The sequence below is a fragment of the Embleya scabrispora DSM 41855 genome, from assembly GCF_000372745.1.
Lineage (GTDB): Bacteria > Actinomycetota > Actinomycetes > Streptomycetales > Streptomycetaceae > Embleya > Embleya scabrispora.
In genome coordinates, this window is sequence record NZ_KB889665.1 from 67,987 (window position 1) to 90,237 (window position 22,251).

Annotated in this window: 22 protein-coding genes; 18 read left to right on the forward strand and 4 right to left on the reverse strand. The window is 70.4% G+C overall.

The genetic code is table 11. The features are described 5' to 3' along the window. The first annotated feature begins 1 nt into the window (after position 1). The 10 genes from A3IC_RS62430 to aroQ all read left to right on the forward strand — a co-directional run bounded on the left by A3IC_RS62430 (position 2) and on the right by aroQ (position 10,170). Entirely contained in the window at positions 2-361 is a 360-nt protein-coding gene (locus tag A3IC_RS62430; protein WP_020551758.1) for a DUF6167 family protein, read from the forward strand. Then, positions 361-3,030: an alanine--tRNA ligase gene (alaS, locus tag A3IC_RS0119670; protein WP_020551759.1), complete on the forward strand. Its 2,670-nt coding sequence runs from the start codon at positions 361-363 to the stop codon at positions 3,028-3,030. Before A3IC_RS62430 ends, alaS begins: the two co-directional genes overlap by 1 nt. A 146-nt stretch (positions 3,031-3,176) precedes the next feature. Next, positions 3,177-3,674 (forward strand): Holliday junction resolvase RuvX, encoded by a 498-nt coding sequence (gene ruvX / locus A3IC_RS55380; RefSeq protein WP_052173627.1) that lies wholly within the window; start codon positions 3,177-3,179, stop codon positions 3,672-3,674. Continuing rightward, entirely contained in the window at positions 3,671-4,828 is a 1,158-nt protein-coding gene (mltG, locus tag A3IC_RS55385) for an endolytic transglycosylase MltG (RefSeq protein WP_020551761.1), read from the forward strand. Before ruvX ends, mltG begins: the two co-directional genes overlap by 4 nt. Then, positions 4,825-5,664, forward strand: coding sequence for a shikimate dehydrogenase (locus A3IC_RS0119685; protein ID WP_020551762.1), 840 nt, complete (start codon positions 4,825-4,827; stop codon positions 5,662-5,664). The genes mltG and A3IC_RS0119685 overlap by 4 nt, the downstream gene beginning before the upstream one ends. Before the next feature lie 293 nt (positions 5,665-5,957). Next, on the forward strand, positions 5,958-6,662 hold the full coding sequence (locus A3IC_RS0119690) for a prepilin peptidase (RefSeq protein ID WP_020551763.1): 705 nt from the start codon (positions 5,958-5,960) through the stop codon (positions 6,660-6,662). Between the two features lie 161 nt (positions 6,663-6,823). Then, a complete protein-coding gene (gene aroC / locus A3IC_RS0119695) occupies positions 6,824-8,008 on the forward strand; it encodes a chorismate synthase (protein ID WP_020551764.1) in 1,185 nt (394 codons plus the stop codon). Between the two features lie 4 nt (positions 8,009-8,012). After that, complete coding sequence (locus A3IC_RS55390; protein WP_020551765.1) at positions 8,013-8,639, forward strand: shikimate kinase; 627 nt, start codon at positions 8,013-8,015, stop codon at positions 8,637-8,639. After that, positions 8,636-9,730, forward strand: coding sequence for a 3-dehydroquinate synthase (gene aroB, locus A3IC_RS0119705; RefSeq protein WP_020551766.1), 1,095 nt, complete (start codon positions 8,636-8,638; stop codon positions 9,728-9,730). Before A3IC_RS55390 ends, aroB begins: the two co-directional genes overlap by 4 nt. Next, the gene (aroQ, locus tag A3IC_RS0119710) at positions 9,727-10,170 is read left to right on the forward strand and encodes a type II 3-dehydroquinate dehydratase (RefSeq protein ID WP_020551767.1); all 444 of its coding nucleotides are present in this window, start codon (positions 9,727-9,729) and stop codon (positions 10,168-10,170) included. Before aroB ends, aroQ begins: the two co-directional genes overlap by 4 nt. Positions 10,171-10,239: 69 nt before the next feature. Here aroQ and A3IC_RS0119715 read toward each other — a convergent pair whose 3' ends face one another. Continuing rightward, entirely contained in the window at positions 10,240-12,201 is a 1,962-nt protein-coding gene (locus A3IC_RS0119715) for a S1 family peptidase (RefSeq protein ID WP_020551768.1), read from the reverse strand. A gap of 205 nt (positions 12,202-12,406) precedes the next feature. On the opposite strand from A3IC_RS0119715, the gene A3IC_RS0119720 reads away from it, so the two are divergent. The 6 genes from A3IC_RS0119720 (at position 12,407) to A3IC_RS55400 (ending at position 16,235) form a co-directional block, all read left to right on the forward strand. After that, positions 12,407-13,537 carry a M24 family metallopeptidase gene (locus tag A3IC_RS0119720; RefSeq protein WP_020551769.1) on the forward strand — a complete coding sequence of 377 codons (1,131 nt, stop codon included), beginning with the start codon at positions 12,407-12,409 and terminating at the stop codon, positions 13,535-13,537. A 74-nt stretch (positions 13,538-13,611) separates the two neighbouring features. Further along, positions 13,612-14,178 (forward strand): elongation factor P, encoded by a 567-nt coding sequence (gene efp / locus A3IC_RS0119725; RefSeq protein WP_020551770.1) that lies wholly within the window; start codon positions 13,612-13,614, stop codon positions 14,176-14,178. Beyond that, complete coding sequence (gene nusB / locus A3IC_RS0119730) at positions 14,178-14,606, forward strand: transcription antitermination factor NusB (RefSeq protein ID WP_020551771.1); 429 nt, start codon at positions 14,178-14,180, stop codon at positions 14,604-14,606. The genes efp and nusB overlap by 1 nt, the downstream gene beginning before the upstream one ends. 110 nt (positions 14,607-14,716) lie before the next feature. After that, complete coding sequence (locus tag A3IC_RS0119735; protein WP_020551772.1) at positions 14,717-15,091, forward strand: YidH family protein; 375 nt, start codon at positions 14,717-14,719, stop codon at positions 15,089-15,091. After that, positions 15,091-15,435, forward strand: coding sequence for a YidH family protein (locus A3IC_RS55395; protein ID WP_020551773.1), 345 nt, complete (start codon positions 15,091-15,093; stop codon positions 15,433-15,435). Before A3IC_RS0119735 ends, A3IC_RS55395 begins: the two co-directional genes overlap by 1 nt. A 44-nt stretch (positions 15,436-15,479) precedes the next feature. Continuing rightward, positions 15,480-16,235, forward strand: coding sequence for a class I SAM-dependent methyltransferase (locus A3IC_RS55400; protein WP_020551774.1), 756 nt, complete (start codon positions 15,480-15,482; stop codon positions 16,233-16,235). A 45-nt stretch (positions 16,236-16,280) separates the two neighbouring features. Here A3IC_RS55400 and A3IC_RS55405 read toward each other — a convergent pair whose 3' ends face one another. Beyond that, positions 16,281-16,772, reverse strand: a complete 492-nt coding sequence (locus tag A3IC_RS55405) for a MarR family winged helix-turn-helix transcriptional regulator (RefSeq protein ID WP_020551775.1) — start codon at positions 16,770-16,772, stop codon at positions 16,281-16,283. A 125-nt stretch (positions 16,773-16,897) separates the two neighbouring features. Next, complete coding sequence (locus tag A3IC_RS0119755) at positions 16,898-18,514, reverse strand: MFS transporter (protein ID WP_026218479.1); 1,617 nt, start codon at positions 18,512-18,514, stop codon at positions 16,898-16,900. A gap of 142 nt (positions 18,515-18,656) precedes the next feature. Between A3IC_RS0119755 and A3IC_RS55410 the strand changes: the two genes are divergently transcribed. Beyond that, positions 18,657-19,316, forward strand: coding sequence for a TetR/AcrR family transcriptional regulator (locus A3IC_RS55410; protein ID WP_020551777.1), 660 nt, complete (start codon positions 18,657-18,659; stop codon positions 19,314-19,316). Positions 19,317-19,469: 153 nt separating this feature from the next. Here A3IC_RS55410 and A3IC_RS0119765 read toward each other — a convergent pair whose 3' ends face one another. Further along, complete coding sequence (locus A3IC_RS0119765) at positions 19,470-20,822, reverse strand: MFS transporter (RefSeq protein WP_158696013.1); 1,353 nt, start codon at positions 20,820-20,822, stop codon at positions 19,470-19,472. Positions 20,823-21,231: 409 nt separating this feature from the next. Between A3IC_RS0119765 and A3IC_RS55415 the strand changes: the two genes are divergently transcribed. Further along, complete coding sequence (locus A3IC_RS55415; RefSeq protein ID WP_020551779.1) at positions 21,232-22,248, forward strand: LacI family DNA-binding transcriptional regulator; 1,017 nt, start codon at positions 21,232-21,234, stop codon at positions 22,246-22,248. Positions 22,249-22,251: the final 3 nt, after the last annotated feature.

The following is a 22,251-nucleotide window of genomic DNA, read 5'->3' on the forward strand; positions in this document are numbered from 1 at the left end:
AATGGCGAGGCTGTTCTGGATCGCGGTCGGCGCCGGCGCCGGCGTCTGGGCCGCGCGCAAGGTCAAGGACAAGGCGTACAAGTACACGCCCGAGGGCGTCGCCGACAATGTCACCGGCATCGGCGAGGCGATCAAGTACTTCGCGGACGAGATCCGCGCGGGCATGGCCGAACGCGAGCAGGAGCTGTACCGCGCCATCGGCGCGGACGTGGCCGCCGCGTCGCTGCCGCCCGCCCCGGTGCGGCGCGTGCTGCCCGGCACCCGCGAAGCGCACGACGACTGGCACGACGGGCGTGATCTCTACGACCCGCGTGGGCTGTACGAAGGCAAAGCAAGGTACGACCGAAGGGACGGCAGCTGATGGAATCGGCAGAGATCCGGAAGCGCTGGCTGCGCTTTTTCGAAGAGCGCGGACACACCGTCGTCCCCTCGGCCTCGCTGGTCGCGGACGATCCCACGCTGCTCCTGGTGAACGCCGGCATGGTGCCGTTCAAGCCGTACTTCCTCGGTGAGGTCAAGCCGAGCTTCAAGCGCGCCACCAGCGTGCAGAAGTGCGTGCGCACCCTCGACATCGAGGAGGTCGGCAAGACCACCCGGCACGGGTCGTTCTTCCAGATGTGCGGCAACTTCTCGTTCGGCGACTACTTCAAGGAAGGCGCGATCGGCCTCGCCTGGGAGTTGCTCACCAACTCGATCGAGGACGGCGGCTACGGGCTGGACCCGGAGAAGTTGTGGATCACCGTCTACCTCGACGACGACGAGGCCGAGCGCATCTGGCGGGACGTGATCGGCGTGCCCCCCGAGCGCATCCAGCGCCTGGGCAAGTCGGAGAACTTCTGGTCGATGGGCGTGCCGGGTCCGTGCGGCCCGTGCTCGGAGATCAACTACGACCGCGGCCCCGCCTACGGCGAGGAGGGCGGCCCGGCGGTCAACGGCGAGCGCTACCTGGAGATCTGGAACCTGGTCTTCATGCAGTACGAGCGCGGCGCCGGGACCGGCAAGGACGACTACCCGATCCTGGGCGAGCTGCCCGCGAAGAACATCGACACCGGGCTGGGCCTGGAGCGCCTGGCGTGCATCCTCCAGGGCGTCGACAACCTGTACGAGATCGACACGTCGCGGATGATCCTGGATCGCGCCGCCGACCTCGCGGGCAAGACCTACGGTCAGGACCACAAGAACGACGTGTCCCTGCGCGTGGTGGCCGACCACGTGCGCACCGCCGTGATGCTGATCGGCGACGGCGTGGTGCCCGGCAACGAGGGCCGCGGTTACGTGCTGCGCCGGATGATGCGCCGGGCGATCCGCAACATGCGCCTGCTCGGTGCCGAGGGCGCGACGCTGCACGACCTGGTCGAGACCACGATCAAGGCGATGGGTCCGCAGTACCCGAACCTGATCGAGGAGGCCGAGCGGATCGACGCGGTCTCGGTGGCCGAGGAGAAGCGCTTCCTGGCCCGACTCCAGGAGGGCACCGCGCTGCTCGACGAGTCGATCGTCAAGGCGAAGAGTTCCGGTTCCGCGGTGCTCCCGGGCGAGGTGGCGTTCCTGCTGCACGACACCGAGGGCTTCCCGATCGACCTGACCCTGGAGATCGCCGCCGAACAGGGCTTGGCGGTCGACGAGGACGGCTTCCGCCGGCTGATGAACGAGCAGCGGCAGCGAGCCAAGAAGGACGCCCAGGCCCGCAAGCAGGGGCTCGCCGACCTCTCCGTCTACCGCGAGGTCGCGGACGCGGCCGGCGGCACCGTGTTCACCGGCTACCTGAACACCTCCAACGAGGTGACCGTGGTCGGCCTGCTCGTCGACGGCGTGCCCGCGCCCGCCGCGCACGAGGGCGACGAGGTCGAGGTCGTGCTCGACCACACCCCCTTCTACGCCGAGGGCGGCGGCCAGCTCGCCGACACCGGCCGGATCCGGCTGGACACCGGCGCCGTGGTCGAGGTCCGCGACGTGCAGACCCCGGTGGCCGGCGTCACCGTGCACCGCGGCCGGGTCCAGGTCGGCGAAGTCCTGGTCGGTGCCCAGGGGTTGGCCCAGATCGACACCCAACGGCGGAACGCGATCGCCCGCGCGCACAGCGCGACCCACCTGACCCATCAGGCGCTGCGCGACGCGCTCGGCCCGACCGCGGCACAGGCCGGCTCGGAGAACGCGCCCGGCCGCTTCCGGTTCGACTTCGGCGCACCCGGCGCGGTGCCGCACAGCGTGCTCACCGATGTCGAGCAGAAGATCAACGAGGTGCTCGCGCGCGACCTGGACGTCACCGCCGAGGTGATGTCGATGGACGAGGCGAAGAAGCAGGGCGCCGTGATGATGTTCGGCGAGAAGTACGGCGACCGGGTCCGCGTGGTCACCATGGGGGACTACTCCAAGGAACTGTGCGGCGGCACGCATGTGCACAACACCGCCCAGCTGGGACTGGTCAAGCTGCTCGGCGAGTCCTCCATCGGCGCCGGCGTGCGCCGGGTCGAAGCGCTGGTGGGCACCGACGCGTACAACTTCCTGGCGCGCGAGCACACCATCGTCAACCAGCTCACCGACGTGGTGAAGGGCCGCCCCGAAGACCTGCCCGAGCGGGTCGCCTCGATCATGGCCAAGCTGCGCGACGCGGAGAAGGAGATCGCGGCGCTGCGCGGCGCCCAGGTGCTCCAGGCCGCCGCGGGGCTGGTGGACGGCGCTCGGGACGTGCACGGCGTCGCGCTGGCGACCGCGCAACTCCCGGACGGCACCACGCCGGACGACCTGCGCAAGCTCGCGCTGGACGTGCGTGGTCGACTTGCCGCGCGCCCGGCCGCCGTCGCGGTCGTGTCGGTCGTGAACGGCAAGCCGATGGTCGTGGTGGCCGCCAACGAGGCCGCGCGCGAGCGCGGCGTCAAGGCCGGCGAGCTGGTCCGTGTGGCCGCGCAGACGCTCGGCGGCGGCGGTGGCGGCAAGGATGACGTGGCCCAGGGCGGCGGCTCGGACCCGACCAAGGTGACCGACGCGCTGGCCGCGGTCACTCGGACGGTCGCCGAACGCGCTTCCTGAGTCGTCCCCTACCCTCGTTCCCCCGGTGTGTGTGGAAGTCTGGAAGCGGACTCCCGTACCACCGGGGAACTTGTGTGACGGGGCGTCGTGCCCGAATAGTTCCCGAATAGCTTCAGTGACGCAGAGTCTGTGACGGAGAACCGACCTTGAGACGCGGAGTACGAATTGCGGTCGACGTGGGAGACGTTCGGATCGGCGTCGCGGCCAGTGACCCGCACGGCCTGATCGCCACCCCGGTGGAGACCGTGCCCGCGGGCAAGCGCGATGTGGCCCGAGTCCTGGAGATCGTTGCCGAGTACGAGGCGATCGAGGTCGTGGTCGGGCTGCCGCGCTCGCTCTCCGGCCGGGAGGGCGCCGCGGCGGCCAAGGCCAGGCTGTTCGCCGGCCGACTGGTCGGCGCGCTCGACCCGGGGATCGGGGTGCGCCTGGTCGACGAGCGGTTGACCACCGTCACCGCGACCCGCGGTCTACAGGCGTCCGGCGTCAAGGCGAAGAAGGCCCGCGGTGTCGTCGACCAGGCGGCCGCGATCGTGATCCTGCAAAACGCGCTCGACACCGAGCGCGGTTCCGGACGTCCTCCGGGCCTGGCCGCTTCTCCCGCCCCGGCCGGGTCCGTCTCCGACTCTGAAAGGCCCACGGCATGAGCGATCTCGGACTGCGCATGGAGTCGGAGCCGCGCAACCGGCGACGGGGCAAGGACGACAACTCACGGGGCGGCCGGCGCGGCCGGGGCCGCAAGAAGAAGAACCGCAGCGGTTGTGCGGTCTCGCTCGCGCTCGTGATCGTCCTCGCCATCGTCGGCGGCGGTGGCTACTGGGCCTACGGCTTCCTGAAGGACCGTTTCGGCCCGCCGCCGGACTACAGCGGCAACGGCTCGGGTTCGCTCGTGGTCGAGATCAAGCAGGGGTGGGCCACTCCACAGATGGCCAACGAGCTCAAGCGGGCCGGGGTCACCAAGAGCGTCGAGGCGTTCACCAAGGTCGCCCGCGAGGACAAGGACCAGCGCGCGTCCAAGATCCAGCCCGGCGCGTACACGATGGCCAAGCACATGTCCGCCAAGGCCGCCTTCGAGATCCTGGTCAATCCGAAGAACAAGCAGGACTACATCCTCAAGCCCGGCGCGCGCTCCGCGCAGGTCTTCGATTCGCTGGCCAAGACGCTCAAGGTGCCGAAGGAAAAGGTCGAGGCCGCCGCGAAGGACCCCTCGCTCGGCCTGCCCCCGTACGCCAAGGGCAACATCGAGGGTTTCCTGTTCCCCTCGTCCTACGTCGCGGCGCCCGGCATGGACCCGCTCGTGGTGCTCAAGGACATGGTCGCCAGGGCGGTCAAGGAGTACGACAAGATCGGCCTGCCGGCCAAGGCTCAGGCGCTGGGCAAGTCGCCCTACGACATGATCATCATCGCCAGCCTGGTCGAGGCCGAGGGCAAGACCACCGACGACAAGGGCAAGGTGGCCCAGGTCATCTACAACCGGCTCGGCAAGAACATGACGCTGGGTCTGGACTCGACGGTCAACTACTACCTCGGCAAGAGCAACGTCCAGCTCACCAACAAGGAACTCAACGACGCGAGCAACCCGTACAACACCCGGGTCAAGAAGGGTCTGCCGCCCGGGCCGATCAGCAACCCCAGCAGGGCCGCCATAGATGCGACGCTGGCGCCGCCGGCGGGCAACTACCTGTACTTCGTGACCGTCGACCCGGTGGTGGGCACGACCGAGTTCTCCAAGACGGAAGCCGAGTTCCAGGAGTCCAACCGCAAGCTCCAGGCCTGGATCAAGGAGCACCCCGGCCAGTGACCGACACACCCGCACTCCCGCGCCGCGCCGCCGTACTCGGCTCGCCCATCCGGCACTCGCTGTCCCCGGTCCTGCACCGAGCCGCGTACGCCGAACTGGGCCTGGCCCACTGGTCCTACGACGCGTTCGAGATCGACGAGGCGGCCCTGCCGGGCTTCGTCGCCGACCTCGACGCGTCCTGGGCCGGACTGTCGCTGACCATGCCGCTCAAGCGGGCGATCCGGCCGCTGCTCGACGGGATCGGGCAGGTCGCGCGCGACGTGGACGCGGTGAACACCGTGGTGTGCGCCGCCGACGGCCGGCGCCTGGGGGAGAACACCGACGTGCCGGGCCTGGTCGCGGCGCTGCGCGAACGCGGCGTGGACCGGGTCGAATCGGCGGCCGTGCTCGGCGCGGGCGCCACCGCGACCTCGGCTTTGGCGGCGCTGCGCGAACTCACCGACGGGCCGGTGCGGGTGTACGTGCGCGGTGAGGAGCGGGCCCGCGAGATGCGGGTCGCGGGCGAGCGGCTCGGTGTCGCGGTGCGGGTGCGTCCGTGGGCGGAGGCGGCCGAGGCGCTGCGGGCGCCGCTGGTGGTGGCGACCACGCCCAAGGGCGCCGTCGACCACCTCGCGATCGAGGTACCGGCCGGGCCCGGCGTGCTCTTCGACGTCGTGTACGACCCGTGGCCCACCGCGCTCGCGGGCGCGTGGGGCCACGCGGGCGGCACGGTGGTGGGCGGGCTGGACCTGCTGGTGCACCAGGCCGTGCTCCAGGTCGAGTTGATGACCGGCCGACCGGGTCCGTTGGCCGCGATGCGTGCCGCGGGCGAGGCGGCGCTGGCGGGGCGGGGTTGAGCACGCGGAGTTGATCGGGTGCCGGAGACCGGTCGGCAGTGCCCGGTGCCGGCGACCCGGAGTCGGTGGTCGGGTGAGCCGATGCCCGGCTCGGGGCCGGCCCGAGCGGGCCGTTCGGATGCCCCCGGGCGGGCCCGCCCGGGGGCCGGCACGGCCGGCGGATCGAGGCCGGCAGACCGGTGTGACCCGGGTCGAATGCGTCGTCCCCAGGCTGCGGCGATATTGCGATCATCGGCCCGACGCCGGGGACGACGGAACGTGACCGGGAGTCGATTCTGCGTATCGTCACAGGCGTGTTCCTCGGACTCACTCTCGCCTGTGCGCTGCTCGGCTTCGTCGCCGGGCTCGGTCTGCCCCGTCCCATCCATCTCCTGCTCGCCCAGGGCGCCGGCTCGGGCCCACGCTCCCCGGTCGTCGAACCGGTGGCGGCCGCCACCGGGCGGTTCGGCCCGCTGCCGCTCGCCGCGCTGACCGGCCTGGTGTGCGCCCTGCTGGCCTGGCGGCTCGGGCCGGGTCTGGATCTGCTCGCCTTCCTGGTGCTCGCGGTCGCCGGCGTCACCCTGGCCGTCGTGGATGTGCGCACGCTGCGGCTGCCCGACCCGGTGCTCCTGGTGACACTGGCCACCGGGCTGACCCTGCTGGGCATGGAGTCGCTCGCGCTGGGCGACTTCACCGCCTACCGGCGAGCCCTGCTCGGCGGCCTCACGCTGGCCGGATATCACCTGTGCCTGGCCGCGCTCTTCCGCGGCTGCCTGGGCATGGGCGACGTCAAGCTCGCCGGCGTGCTCGGCATGCATCTGACCTGGCTGGGGTGGGGCGTGCTGGTCACCGGCGCGTTCCTGGCGTTCCTGCTGGCGGGGCTCACCGCCGGGGTGTTGATCTCGGTGGGCCGCGTGCGCGGGGACAGCCGGTTGCCGTTCGGACCCTGGTTGCTGCTCGGTGCGCTCGGCGGGGTGTTGTGCGGCGCCGAGCTGTCCCGATGGCATCTCGCCTGGTGAGACGACGTCTGCCCACGCAGCGGCTGTCCGACACCTGGACGCGGCGATGAGGGGCCGCCGCGGGCATGAAAGGATTCGGGTGGACACCCGCCGGGCGCATCCGGGCGGGCCCCGCGCCGTTCCCCGGACGCGGTATGCGGCAAGCGCAAGAAGGAGCATTCGTGGGCAACCTACGCTGGCTGACCGCCGGGGAGTCGCACGGCCCCGCACTCGTGGCCACCCTCGAAGGGCTGCCGGCCGGCGTGCCCATCACGACCGACCTGGTCGCGGACGCGCTCGCACGCCGCCGACTGGGCTACGGGCGCGGTGCGCGGATGAAGTTCGAGCGCGACGAGGTCACCTTCCTCGGCGGCGTCCGGCACGGGCGCACCCAGGGCGGCCCGGTGGCGATCATGGTCGGCAACACCGAGTGGCCCAAGTGGGAGACGGTCATGTCGGCCGACCCGGTCGACCCCGAGGTGCTCGCAGCGCAGGCCCGCAACGCCGCGCTGACCCGGCCCCGGCCCGGCCACGCCGACCTGGCCGGCATGCAGAAGTACGGCTTCGACGAGGCGCGGCCGATCCTGGAGCGGGCCAGCGCGCGGGAGACCGCCGCCCGGGTCGCGCTCGGCGCGGTCGCCAAGTCGTTCCTGGAGCAGGTGGCCGGTGTCCGAATCGTCAGCCACGTGGTCGAGTTCGGTACGGCCAAGGCGCCCGCCGGCGTGCTGCCCGGCCCCGACGACACCGCGCGCCTGGACGCCGACCCGGTCCGCTGCTTCGACCCGGACGCCTCGGCCGCGATGGTCGCCGAGGTGGACGACGCGCAAAAGGCCGGTGACACCCTCGGCGGCGTGGTCGAGGTGCTCGCCTACGGGTTGCCGCCGGGCCTGGGCAGCCACGTGCACTGGGACCGCCGACTCGACTCGCGGCTCGCGGGTGCGCTGATGGGCATCCAGGCGATCAAGGGCGTCGAACTCGGCGACGGCTTCGAACTGGCCCGGGTGCGCGGCTCGAAGGCGCACGACGAGATCGTCAACACCCCCGACGGCGCCAAGCGCACCTCGCACCGCTCCGGCGGCGTCGAGGGCGGCATGTCCACCGGCGAGGTGTTGCGCGTGCGTGCGGCGATGAAGCCGATCGCCACCGTGCCCCGCGCGCTGGCCACGTTCGACGTGCGCACCGGCGAGCCCGCGCAGGCGCACCACCAGCGCTCCGACGTCGCGGCCGTGCCGGCCTCCGGCATCGTGGCCGAGGCGATGGTCGCGCTCGTGCTGGCCGACCTGGTCACCGAGAAGTTCGGCGGCGACTCGGTCGCCGAGACCACGCGCAACGTGCGCGGCTACCTGGACGCGCTGGAGATTCGGTAGCGCCATGGCGGACATCGGGGACGCGGCCGGCGTCGAGACGGTGCACATCGAAGACGGGGGCGCCCGTCCGCTGGTGGTCCTGGTCGGGCCGCCCGGCGCGGGCAAGACGACGGTGGGCCTGCTGCTCGCCCGGGCGCACGGGGTCGGCTTCCGCGACACCGACGCCGACGTCGAGGAGCGCGCCGGCAAGTCGATTCCGGACATCTTCGTCGACGAGGGCGAGGCGCGCTTTCGCGCGCTCGAACACCAGGCGGTCGCCGCGGCGCTCACCGGCCACACCGGCGTGCTCGCGCTGGGCGGCGGCGCGATCCTGGACGACGCCACCCGTGCGCTGCTGAAGGGGCATCGGGTGGTCTTCCTGGAGGTCGACCTCGCGGACGCGGTCAAGCGGGTGGGACTGGACGCGCCGCGCCCGCTCCTGATGGGCAACCCCAGGGCCCGCTGGCGCGAGCTGATGGAACAGCGCCGCCCGCTGTACACCGAGGTCGCCGCCGTCACGGTGAACACTGCCGGACGCACCCCCGAGGAGGTGGCCGCCGAGATCCGGGTCGGCCTCGGCCTCACCGAGCGGACCGCCCCCGACCCGGACCGATCCGGGCAGAGCATGCCCGAGAAAGACGTGAATCGATGAGCGGCAACCTCTCCGAGCCCGTCCGGATCCGCGTCGGCGGCAGCGCGGAGCCGTACGACGTGCTCGTCGGCGCCGGCCTGCTGGGCGAACTCGCGGGCCTGATCGGCACATCCGCCCGGCGGGTGGCGATCCTGCACCCCGAGGCGCTGACCGCCACCGGCGAGGCGGTCCGCGAGGACCTCGCCGCGCAGGGCTACGAGGCGATCGCGATCCAGGTGCCCAACGCCGAGGAGGCCAAGGACGTCGCGGTCGCGGCGTACTGCTGGTCGGTGCTGGGTCAGACCGGCTTCACCCGCTCCGACGTGATCGTCGGCATCGGTGGCGGCGCCACCACCGACCTCGCGGGCTTCGTCGCGGCCACGTGGCTGCGCGGCGTGCGCTGGATCGCGATGCCCACCACGCTGCTGGGCATGGTCGACGCGGCAGTCGGCGGCAAGACCGGCATCAACACCGCCGAGGGCAAGAACCTGGTCGGCGCGTTCCACCCGCCGGCCGGCGTGCTCGCCGACCTGGCCACGTTGGAATCGCTGCCCCGCAACGACTACGTCAGCGGCCTCGCCGAGGTGATCAAGGCCGGCTTCATCGCCGATCCGGTGATCCTGGACCTGATCGAGGCCGACCCCGAGGCGGCCCGCGACCCGCAGGGCAAGGACACCGCCGAGCTGATCACCCGCGCCATCCGGGTGAAGGCCGACGTGGTCTCCGGTGACCTCAAGGAGGCCGGTCGGCGGGAGATCCTCAACTACGGCCACACCCTGGCGCACGCGATCGAGAAGGCCGAGCGCTACAAGTGGCGGCACGGCGCCGCGGTCAGCGTCGGCATGGTCTACGCGGCCGAACTGGGCCGACTCGCCGGTCGCCTCGACGACGCGACCGCCGACCGGCACCGCACCGTGCTCGCGTCGGTCGGCCTGCCGCTGACCTACCGCGGCGACGCCTGGCCCCAGCTGCTGGAGACCATGCGCGTGGACAAGAAGTCGCGCGGCGACATGCTGCGCTTCATCGTCCTGGACGGCCTGGCCAAGCCGGTCGTTCTGGAGGCCCCCGACCCGACCTTCCTGGTCGCCGCCTACGCCGAGGTGTCCGCGTGAGCGCACGCAGGGTACTCGTGCTCAACGGCCCCAACCTCGGCCGGCTGGGCAGCCGCGAGCCCGACGTCTACGGCGCGACCTCCTACCAGGGCCTGGTCGCCGAGTGCGAGCGGCTCGGCGCCGAACTCGGCTTCCGAATCGAGGTCCGCGAGACCAACGACGAGGGCGAGATCATCCGCTGGATGCACGAGGCCGCCGACGGCCGCATCCCGGTGGTGATGAACCCCGGCGCCTTCACGCACTACTCGTACGGCCTGCGCGACGCGGTCGCCCAGCGCACCGCGCCGTTCATCGAGGTGCACATCTCCAACCCGTACGCGCGCGAGAGCTTCCGCCACACCAGCGTGGTGGCCGCGGTCGCCAGCGGCACCATCGCCGGCTTCGGCATCGGCTCCTACCGGCTCGCGCTGCGCGCGCTGGCCGAGGAGCTCGACGACTGACCGGTCGGCTCGCGGGTCACCCACGTGGGCGACCCGCGAGCCGACCGGCCCGCGAGCGATCCGTCCCGCTCACCCCAACAACCGCCCGATCGCGGTGGCCACCTCCCGATGCGCCAGATACGCGCCGATGTCGTGCGCACGATCATGCGGATTGGCCACCGCGCACTCCGCGCCCAACCCGCTCCAGTCGTCGGCCAGCGGACACCCGATCGCCACCGGATCGGTCGGGCACCACGCGTTGAACCACGGCCCCGCGATCGGCGGCAGGTGCGCCCCGCCGGCCCGCAGCCGCGAATACACCGTGTCCATGCCCAGCGGACTGCCCACCGTGATCAACCCGGCCACCGGCAGCTGCGGCCCCAGCCGGGTCAGCAGATCCATGGCGACCACCGTGCCCAGACTGTGTGCGACCAGCACCACCGGACCGGACCAGGGCAGCCCCGCCAACACCTGATCGAGCACCGCCACGCGCGTGTCGTCCCGATCCAGATAGGCCGCGACATCGCGGAACGCCGCCCGGATCACGAGCCGATCCACCCCGGTGTGCGCGGCGATCCAGCCCAGCGGCTCGTGCACCGTGCCCACCACGTGGTCCCAGATGTTCTCGGTCACCGCGACCTGCCCCGCCGCCGGCATCCCGGCCCGCCGCGCGGCCTCGTCGAGCAACTGCTCGTACAGTCCCCGCGCCGACGGGGACAGCGGCGCCTCGACCGGCAGCGCCGACTCCATCACCTCGACGAGCCGGTCACCGTAGAAGGGGAACCACACGTCCTGGGGATCCACCGTCGGCAGCCCCGCCAGGGTCAGCCCGCTGTTCAACCCGGCGGCCCACATGCGCCGCAACTGCGCCGGATCCTGGCCCTGTTGGCTGCGCCCGTGGATGAAGACCAGCCGCACCCGGCCGCCGAACGCGTCCGGCCGTCCGGCCGCCCCGGTCAGCGCGACCGACTCGGCGCCGGGCACGGTCGCCACCGGCGCGCGCGGCGCGGGCACACCCGTGCGCATCGTCGGCGCCGAGCCCAGACCCGACCCGGCACCCAGCTGGGCGAGCACCGCCCGCTGCGTGTCGTTCGTGGTCAGCGCGCCCAGTCGGGCCAGGATCACGCTGATCCGTACCCCTTCGTTGGCGATCCACTTGATCTGCGCCAACCCCTGCTCGGGCTGCCAGGGCAGGCCCTGCAGGTTGAGCACCGTGCCGCTGTCGTCGTGCGCGGGCACACCGCTGTGATGCAGCCCGACCGCCTCCCACTGGTCGTTGAACACCGGCGAGCCGGAGTTGCCCGGCTCGGTGTCGGTCTCGTACTGGAGGAAGTCGTCGAAACGCTGGGTGAATCGGTTCTCCCGGATGGCGATCTCCTTGAGTCGCCCGTCCGGGTGGCCGATCACGTTCACCGGATCGCCCACCACCAGCTTGCCCTCTGCCGCGATCAGCCCGAGGTGCCCGAAGATCTGCCCCGGGGGCCGGCCGTCGCCGCCCGGTCGCATCACGACCAGGGTGAAGTCGAGGTGCTCGTCGGTCAGGAACAGCGTGTCCGGATCCGGGGTGAAGCGTGTGGTGTGCACCGGCAGGTCGTTGTCGATGCCCATCTCCGCGCCGAACTCGGCGAACGCGCCGGCCGCGGTCGCCGCGTCCGGGAAGACGTGATGGTTGGTCAGCAGCAGGCTCGGCCCGACCAGGAAGCCGGTCGCCTGCGGTTGCACCGGCCCGCCCGTCGAGTACCAGATCCGGGCCACGCACGCGGCGGCCCGTAGCCCGCGGGCGAGGAAGTTGACGCTCTGAAGGTCGTTGGTGGCTCCTATGATCCGTTCGGCCAACCGGGGGCCGCTCTCCTCGGGCGAGGTGGCCAGCAACACCTGCCCGGGCACCTCGTGCTGCTCGACCAACCGGGCCGCGCGCAGTTGCAACCGATCGTCGTCGTCCGGGAAGCGCCTGCCCGCGGCACGCCGCCGGTCGATCTCGCCGCGCTCCGCGCCGGCCGACAGGTATCGCCCCGCCGCCGCCCGGATCTGGCGGACCAGCAGCTCGTTCACCGGCGCGACACGAGTCCCGTCATTTCCGCTGATTTCCACTGAAGTACACCCCCTCGCAGGCAGCGTAGAGCCAGAGATCACCAGTTGTCCGGACATCGGCCATTTGCCCTGCTCGGAGCCAGAAGGATGCAGTGCGGAGCTCGAAGGATGCAGTGCGCCGAGTCATGCCGGGCTCGCCCCACTTTGCGGGACTACGCTGTTTCCCATGCCCGAGGCCCATGCTCAACGCCGTGATCGGCTGCGTTCCCGCCTGGCTGGTGCCGGTGCGGATGTCGCCCTGATCACCAATCGCGTCAACGTGCGCTATCTGACCGGTTTCACCGGTTCGAACGCGGCGCTGCTGGTGTACACCCCGGGAGCGACCGGCGAGGGGTCCGCCGACTCGGGCGCGGTGCTCTGCACGGACGGACGGTACGCGAATCAGGCGATCGAGGAGGCGCCGGGCGTCGAACTGCTCGTCGAGCGGGCCTGTGCGCAGGCGCTGACCAGGCGCGCCGCCGCGGCCGGTGCGGTCCGGCTCGCGATCGAGGAGCAGCACGTCACGGTCGAGCTGTACCGCGCGCTGGGCGCCGTGCTGGCCGAGGAGAGCGCCGCCGCCACGCTGGTCGGGCTCGGCCGGGTGGTCGAGGATCTGCGCCGGATCAAGGACCCGGCGGAGATCGCCGCGCTGCGGATCGCCTGCGAGATCGGCGATCGGGCACTCGGGGAGATGATCGAGTCGATTCTGGTCGGGCGCACCGAGCGGCACATCGCGATGGAGCTGGAGCGCCGGATGGCCGACCACGGCGCCGACGCGGTGGCCTTCCCGACCATCGTGGCCACCGGGCCGAACTCGGCGATCCCGCACCACGACCCGGGCGACCGGCGGGTCGAGGACGGCGATTTCCTCAAGATCGACTTCGGTGCCCGCTACCGCGGCTACCACGCCGACATGACCCGCACCTTCGTGATCGGCACCGAGCCGACCGGCTGGCAGCAGGAGATCTACGGCGTGGTGTTCGCCGCCCAGAAGGCGGGTCGCGAGGCGCTTGCCCCGGGCGTCGAGGCGGTTGCCGTGGACCGGGCCGCTCGCGAGGTGATCGAGCACGCCGGCTACCTGGAATTCTTCAAACACGGCCTCGGCCACGGCGTCGGACTCGAGATCCACGAGGACCCGCATCTGGGTCCGACGGCGACCGGTAAGCTGGACGCTTGCATGCCGGTCACCGTCGAACCGGGGATCTATCTCCCGGGTCGAGGCGGTGTCCGCATCGAGGACACCCTTGTGGTTCGTCCGCTCGAAGACGGCGGGCCCGAGCTACTCACCATCACGACCAAGGAGTTGCTCGTCCTGTAGCGGGCGGTATCGATACCAGTCCCGTCCGACGCGCGATCATCCGGTCCCGGAAGCACGCAGGAGACACCACACTCGTGGCCACGACCAACGACCTGAAGAACGGCATGGTGCTCAAGCTCGACAATGGCCAGCTCTGGTCCGTCGTCGAGTTCCAGCACGTCAAGCCCGGCAAGGGCGGCGCGTTCGTTCGCACGAAGCTCAAGCACGTCCTCTCCGGCAAGGTCGTGGACAAGACCTTCAACGCCGGCACGAAGGTCGAGACGGCCACCGTGGACAAGCGCGGCATGCAGTTCTCGTACAAGGACGGCACCGACTTCGTGTTCATGGACACGGACACGTACGAGCAGCTGCCGATCTCGCCCGAGACCGTCGGCGATGCCGCCAACTACCTCCTCGAAGGCTTCGAGGCGACCGTCGCGATCTACGAGGGCTCCGCGCTCTACGTCGAGCTGCCGGCCTCGGTCGAACTGCTCATCGAGTACACCGAGCCGGGTGTCCAGGGCGACCGGTCCACCGGTGGCACCAAGCCCGCGAAGCTGGAGACCGGCTTCGAGATCGCGGTTCCGCTCTTCATCACGACGGGCGAGAAGGTCAAGGTCGACACCCGTTCCGGTGACTACCTGGGCCGCGTGAACAGCTAGTGGCCGGTGCCCGCAGCAAGACCCGGAAGCGCGCGCTGCAGATCCTGTTCGAGGCCGACCAGCGCGGCGTCGATCCGGTGACCATCCTCGCTGACTGGGTCGGCCGCTTCCAGGCCGACAAGGCGGAGCCGCAGGTCGCCGACTACACGATGCAACTGGTCGAGGGCGTCCAGAAGCACCGCAAGCGGATCGACGACCTGATCGGTACCTACGCCGTGGGGTGGACGCTCGACCGCATGCCCGGCGTGGACCGCAACGTCCTGCGCCTGGGCATCTACGAGCTGCTCTGGGAGAGCGACGTCCCCGACGTCGTGGCCATCGACGAAGCCGTCGAACTCGCCAAGGAATACTCCACGGACGAGTCGCCGGCCTTCGTGAACGGCCTGCTCGCGCGGATAAAGGAGCTCAAGCCGACGCTGCTGCGTTAGCCGCGCCCGCTTCCGGGATTCGAGCCGCCTGCCCACACGGGGAGGCGGCTCGACGGCTTTCCCGGGGTCCGGCGCAGCCGGAACGACCGGGTCGTGATCGAATGCCGATAATGAAGATCATGAGATCCGAGCGCAAGGGCTCCAGGCTCCGGGACATCGGGGACGAGCCCGACTACCGCTTCACGCTCGCCAACGAGCGGACGTTCCTGGCTTGGATACGTACCGCCCTGTCGTTGCTCGCGGGCGGAGTCGCGGTGGTCCAGTTGGTACCGGACCTGGCTCCGCACACGCAGCGGTTGGTGCTCGGCCTGGCCCTGGTCGCACTGGCGCTGACCCTGTCGGCCACCGCGTACCGGCGCTGGTATCAGGTCGAACGGGCGATGCGGCTCGGGCGCGCGCTGCCGTTCTCCGCGCTGCCGCTGGTGCTCTCGGCGGGCCTGGTGATCGTGATCGTGGTGAGCGTCGTGCTCATGCTCGCGTCCTGATGTCGCGATCGGCGCTGCTGCCGGGCGCACCGCTGGATCCGGGACTGCAACCGGAACGCACCAGGATGGCGTGGTCGCGCACCTCGCTCGCGTTCGTCGCCAACGGCGCCCTGCTGGTGCGCGCGGGTCACGTGCCGGATCGCTGGTGGTACATGCTGCCCGGGTGCGCGGTGATGGCGGCCGGCTGCGTGGTGTACGTGGTGGGGCTGCTGCGGCATCGTCAGATCTATCGCGCGGTCCGGGCGGGCACCCCCGCCTCCGGCGACCGGGCGATCCGGGCGACGCTGCTCACCGCGGTCGTGACGTGCGTGCTGGCGGCCGCGGTCCTGCTCGGCCGACCCTGAGCAGACCCTTGTCCGGGCTCGGGTCGTTGGTCAGAATGCGCGACATGACGACCGACGATCTCGGCATCCGAGGATTTGCCCAAGGCACCGATCGGTACGAGCGGGCGCGACCGTCCTATTCGCACGAGACAGTGGAGCATCTGTGTGTCGGCGCGGGCATCGGGCCGGGCACCCGGGTGCTCGACCTGGCCGCCGGCACCGGCAAGTTGACCAGACTGCTGGTCGAGCGCGGGGCGAGCGTGACCGCCGTCGAACCCTCGGCGGCGATGCGCGAGACGTTCGCCCGGGTGGTCGAGGGTGTGCCGGTGTACGCCGGTACCGCGGAGCGCATCCCGGCCCCGGCCGGGGCGTACGACGTGGTTACCGTCGCCCAGGCGTTCCACTGGTTCGAGCCGGGGCCGGCGCTGGGCGAGATAGCCCGGGTGCTGCGGCCGGGCGGCGCGTTGGCGTTGGTGTGGAACGAGTTCGACGAGAGCGAGGAGTTCATCGCCCGCCTGCACCGGGTGGCCGAGTGGCCGTTCCATCAACTTCACGACTATCGCGCCGAGTTGGACGCCGGCGACCGGTTCGAGCCGGCCGAGCGCAGACAGTTCCACTGGCGGGACGCGCTGACCCGCGATCAGGTGGTGGAGCGGTGCTCGACGTTCAGCTACGTGGCCGCCGCGATGGCGGCCGAGTCGAAGGCGCATTTCCTGTCCCGCGTACGCGAGTTCGTCGGGGCATACGCGGAGCCGATCGAACTCGCCTACGTCACCGACACCTACGTCGCCCGCCGCAGGGATTTCGAGCCGCCGCGGTGAACCGGCGAACGCTCGAACCCCCTCGATGCCTTGTCCGCCCGGGCCCTAGTTCTCCCGCCACCACCACGCCTGGCTCAGGTTGTCCGGCAGCTCGCCGGACGCGCCGAGTTGGCGCATGCCCGCGCGTAGACCTTCCTTGAGCACCTCGACCCCATCGTTGCCGACCGCCTTCGTCCAGGCGCCCTGGATCCCGGACAGCTCGGCCCAGATCACCCGCAGGCACTCGCGCCCGCGCTCGGTGAGGGTGATCCGGCGCGCACGGCGGTCGGCGGGGTCGGGCTTGCGTTCGACGTAGCCGTGGCGGGCCAGGTGCGAGACCACCTCGCCGGCCGACTGCTTGGTCATGCCGAGTCGGCGCCCCAGTTCGGTGGCGGTGGTACCGCCCTCGCCGACCAGGGTCAGCGCGAAGCCGTGGGTGGGCCGGATCTCGTCGAAGCCCGCGGCCGTCATGCGGTCGGAGAACAGTTGGCTGATCCCGCGCACGGCGCCGACCAGCAACGTCACCAGTTCGGACTCGGAGGAGGTGTCTTGCTGCACCAGGTAAGAATACCTGTCTAATTTGCCGGGCAAACCGGAACGCCGCCCCCGATGTGGATCGGGAACGGCGCGACGGTCCTGCCCACGACGTCGCCCCATGGATGGTGCTCCGCGTCGATCATGCCCTACACGTGCACGGCGACCGCACCCTCGCGCTTCTCGCCCTGTCGGACGAACAGCGCGAGGACGATCCCGACCGCCATCGTGATCGCGGCGATGGTGAAGGCGAGTTGCATGCCGTCCAGGAACGTGGTGTTCGACGCGTGTCGAACGGCGTCCATGGTCGGCCCGTTCATGGTCGCCGGATCCACCGGAGGGAAGCCTTGCGCGACCGACCCCTCGATCGCCTCCCGGCTGCCGTGCGGCAGCTTGTCGTAGGCGCCGGCCTCGGCCGGCCACCGGTCCGGCAGCACCGAGGAGACCTTGGCCGCCACCACCGCGCCGAGCACCGCGGTGCCCAGCGCGCCGCCGACCTGCATCGCGGCCTGCTGGATGCCGGAAGCGACGCCGGACAACTCCAGTGAGGCGTTGCCGACGATGATGTCGGTCGCGCCGACCATGATCGGGCTGAGCCCGAAGCCGAGCAGTACGAACGGCAGCATGGTGGCGCCGAAACCCGCGTCCTCGCCCAGGCGGGCGAGCAGCGCCATCGCGGTCGCCGACAGCGCCAGGCCGGCGATGATCGGGATGCGCGGGCCGAGCTTGGTGATCGCGAATCCGCCGATCGGCGAGCCGATCATCATCACCACGGACATCGGCAACATCCGTACGCCGGTCTCCGTCGGGCTGAGCCCGTTGACGCCCTGGAGGTAGAAGGTGATGAAGAACATCGCGCCGAACATCGCGAAGGCCATGAAGATCATCAGCACGATGCCGATCGAGAACGACCGGTTGCGGAACATCACCATCGGCATCAGCGGCTCGGGCGCCCTGCCCTGCCACAGCGCGAACAGCGCGAGCAGAATCAGCGCGGCGGCCATGAAGCCCAGCGTGTAAGCGCTGCCCCAGCCCTTCTCGCCGCTCTTGATCACGCCCCAGACCAGGCAGAACATCGCGACCGAGAGCAGGACGACGCCGAGGTAGTCGATCCGGTTGCTCGCGCCGGCCACCCGGCTGTTGGCCAGTGCCCAGATGCCGACGACCAGGGTCAGCACGCCGATCGGCACGTTGATGTAGAACACCGACTGCCAGCTGACGTGCTCGACCAGCAGGCCGCCGACGATCGGTCCGGTGGCGGTGGCGGTGGAGATCGCCGCGCCCCAGATGCCGATCGCCATGTTGAGCCTGTTGCCCGGGAAGCTGTTGCGTAGCAGGCCGAGCGCCGTGGGCTGGAGCAGTGCGCCGAACACGCCCTGGAGCACCCGGAAGGCGATCAGCATCGTGACCGACTGGGAGAAGGCGATGATCAGCGACGTGGCCGCGAAGCCGGCCGCGCCGATCAGGAAGATCGTCTTGTGGCCGTAGCGGTCGCCGAGCTTGCCCGCCGGGATCAGACACACCGCGAGCGCGAGCAGGTAGCCGTTCGTGACCCATTGCAGGTCGGCGAGCGAGGCGTCCAGGTCCTTGGAGATGGCCGGGTTCGCGATGCCGACCACGGTGCCGTCCAGGGCCACCATCATCACGCCGAAGGCGACCGCCAGCAGGGTGAGCCAGGGGTGCCCCTGCATGCCCTTGCGCACGGGGGTCTTCGAAGGGTCCGGCGGGAGTGCGTCCGGTGTCGCCGCCGTCGAAGTCTGACTCATGCGTCCCCTACATCCATCCGTGTCCGGCCTCGTATCGAGCCATCGAACGGTATGGCACACAGTGCCATATAGCCAAATCACTCAAGTTGCACGCAGTGGCAAGTGTCATACTGTGCAGAGGCGAACGAGAGGATCACCCAACGTGCGGGACACGGCCGGCACCGCGACGGGTTTGCGGGAGCGCAAGAAGGAACGCACGCGCGAGGCGTTGGTGGACGCCGCGCAGGAGTTGTTCCTGCGCAAGGGCTACGACGCCACCACGATCGACGAGATCGTGGCCGCCGTGGAGGTGTCCAGGCGCACCTTCTTCCGCTACTTCGCGGGCAAGGAGGAAGTGGCGCTGGCCCGGGCGATGGAGTTCGAGGCGCTGTTCCTGGACGCGCTCACGACCCGCCCGGCGGACGAGGCGCCGCTGACCGCCCTGCGCCGCGCGGGCACCGAGGTGTTCGCCCGGGTCGTCGACGAGGAACACGACGGCGCGGGACAGGAGTTCCTGCGGATGCGGCGGATGATCGAGGACACCCCGGTCCTGCTGGCCGCGTCGCTGCGCAACATGATCGAGTTGGAACGACGGATGGCCGCCGAGATCGCCCGGCGCGAGGGCCTGACCCCCGGAGCCGATCGGCGGCCGGCGCTGTTGGTGACCCTGTACCACTCGGTGATGCGGGTGGCGATGGACGAGTGGACCGAGGGCGGGGCGCTGGAGGCCACGGGCCTGGTCCGGATCATCGAGGACGCCTGGGACGACATGGGCGTCGTGCTCACCGGCCGCTGGACGGCGGACGAGATCCCGCGCGCGTGAACGCCGGCGCGACCTCGCACGCAGCGGTGCCGCCGCGGCCTGCACGCGTGGGTGGTGATTCGGCCGCGCCGAACGGGCGGGTGCGGACACGCCGACGGGGCGGACCGGTGATCGGTCCGCCCCGCTGGACGGCGGCGCAAGTGGTGCGTGGCGCTACTTCACGCGCTTGACGAACAGCGCGAGCAACGCGCCGGCCAATGCGATCGCTCCCGCCACCGGGAACAGCGCCTCGTAGCCGAGGTCCAGGTCGCTCACGATGAAGGGCGCCAGGAACGGCGCGGCGATCTGCGGTCCGGCGTTGGCGATGTTGATCAGGCCCATGTCCTTGCCGACATCCTCGGGACGGGGCAGCACCTGGGTGATCAGCGCCATGTCGACGGCCAGGTACACGCCGAAGAAGAAGCCGTTGAGGATTTGGAAGGCGACCATGCCGTTCTCGGTCGCCCAGATCATCGGGACCATCAGCGAGAGGGCGGCGCCGATCCCGGAGGCGATCACGAAGGGCTTGACCCGCCCCACCTTGTCCACGATCGGACCGATCAGCAGCGCCGCAACGATGGTCGCGACCCCACCGATGATGGTCAACGTGCCCAACTTGGGTCCGACTTCGTTCGGTGGGATCTTGATGTACGAGACCAGGATGAAGTAATTGAAGGTCAGGATCAGGAAGTAGCCGAGCATCACGCCGAGCCGGGAGAACAGCGCGATGACGAAGTCGGCGTGCTGCCGCGGGTCGACCCAGAAGCCCTTGACGAAACCGATGATGTCGGCCTTCTCGCGCGGCATGTCCTTGGTGGACTTGTCCGGGCTGAGGACCACGAAGAGCAGAGCGGCGGCGACCAGGATCGCGGCGATCAGGTAGAAGCCCTGCTCGCCTCCGTCGACCGGGTTCATGAAACGACCGTCGAAGCCGCCGAATCGGACGTCGATGCCGATCAGGTTCAGATCGACGCCGGCGATGATCAGCGAGGCCAGAATCGTCGCGGCCGGGACACCGAGACCGATCATCGCGGAGAAGATGCCGTACTTCTTGGCCGGCACCCGATCGGGCATGACGGCGGTCAGCGCGGCCTGGTAGCCGTTCATGATGAACTGGATGACACCCCAGGTCAGACCCACCATGGCGATCGAACTCGCCTGCGCCTGGATGATCAGCGCGACCGCGCCGACGACCGCGCAGAACAGGATGTAGGGCGAGCGGCGACCGAAGCGGGACCGCGTCATGTCCGACAGCTTGCCGAACAGCGGATTGCCCACCGTGGCGAGCAGAGCGCCCCAGAAGGTGGGCCACTTGAGCGCGTTCGGGTCGGGTGCGCCGGTGATGTGAATGACCTGTACCGGGAGCATGTAGACCCCCACGCCCAGCCACAGCATGTACAGCGCGATGTTGGCGATGGGCAGGGTCGCGTAGAGCGGAGCGAGCTTGTATCCGGTGGGCTCGGCGCCGGAGGCGGACCCCGGGGCCGGTGACGAGGAGCCGGGCGCCTCTGTCGTGGTCGAACTCATGTGGACCATCCGAGGGAGGGGATCCGATTCCGTCCCTGCACGGAGGACTCGAATCTGCTGACGAGGTGTTGGGATCGGAGCCTAGGTGACACGAATAAGCAGGGGAATGGGTCCACAACGTGAAATCAGTCCGACTGGGTAACGATTTGATTGTTCAAGGCTTGAAGGAAGCGCATTCCGCACCGAATCGTCACCGTGAGTGATCTTGTAACGACCGACACTCGTCGGTAGCGCATTCGAGCGATTACGGCCAAGGTTGTGCCCGCTAACCAAGCGGTATCGGATCGCACGTCCCTGTGATCCGGTGGACATCGGTTGCGCGCGGGCCGGCCCCGCGCGCGGGTGCGGTAGGGGGTGTCGTCGAGATGACGAGCACGAAGTCGGTCACTTGCCGCCCGGGGGGTCACGGATGAGCGCGCCGGAGGCGGGGGCCAAACCCCCCACCAGTTCCGACGTCGCCCGGCTCGCCGGCGTATCCAGATCCACCGTGAGCTACGTGCTCAACTCGCCGCCCGGGGTGCGGGTCAGCGCGCAGACCCGGGAGCGGGTCATGCTCGCGGTGCGCGAACTGGGCTACGCGCCCAGCGCGCCCGCCCGTTCGCTGCGCTCGGGCAACAGCGACGTGGTGCTGTTCCCGCTGCCGCTGCAACCGATGGGCCAGCTCCTCGAGGCGTTCATCGACGAGCTGACCGAGGCGCTCAACCGGCACGAGTTGAGCCTGCTCATCCACGCGGACCGCACCTCGCGCGGAGCCGACGCGGCCCGGCAGTGGGCCGCGTTGCGACCGCTGGCGGTGATGGCCGAATCCAACCGGCTCACCGGCGGCGCGGTCGACGTGCTCAAGCGGGCCGGCGTCCGGGCGATCTTCGCGTGGGGGCGCGAGGAGCACCCCGACGTGCCCACCGCGATCTTCGACAACCGGGACACCGGCCGGGTCGCGGTACGCCACCTGATCGACCGCGGCCACCGCCGGCTGGCCTGCCTGGTCCCGTCCGGACCGCTGGCCTTCCTCGGCGAGGAGCGCTGGGCGGGCGCGCAGGCCGCGGCCGAGGAGGCGGGGGTCTCGCTGCGTCGGGTGGACGTGGGCTACGTCCGCGAGGACGTGCTCGCCATCGTGCGCCGGTGGCAGAGCGAGAGCGAGCCGCCCACCGCGGTGTTCGCCGGCAACGACGACTTCGCCCTGATGATCATCTCGGCGCTGCGCGAATGCGGCTGGTCGGTGCCGGAGGACATGGCCGTGGTCGGCGCCGACGACCTGCCGTTCTGCGATCTGGTCTGGCCGAGGCTGACCAGCGTCTCGATGCACACCCGGACGATGGGCTCGGGTGCTTCGGACGCGATCACCACGCTGATCCGAGGCCGTGACTACCGACCGGGTGGTCGAATGGTCGTGCACCCGCGCGTGATGGTTCGCGAATCCGGCTGAGGC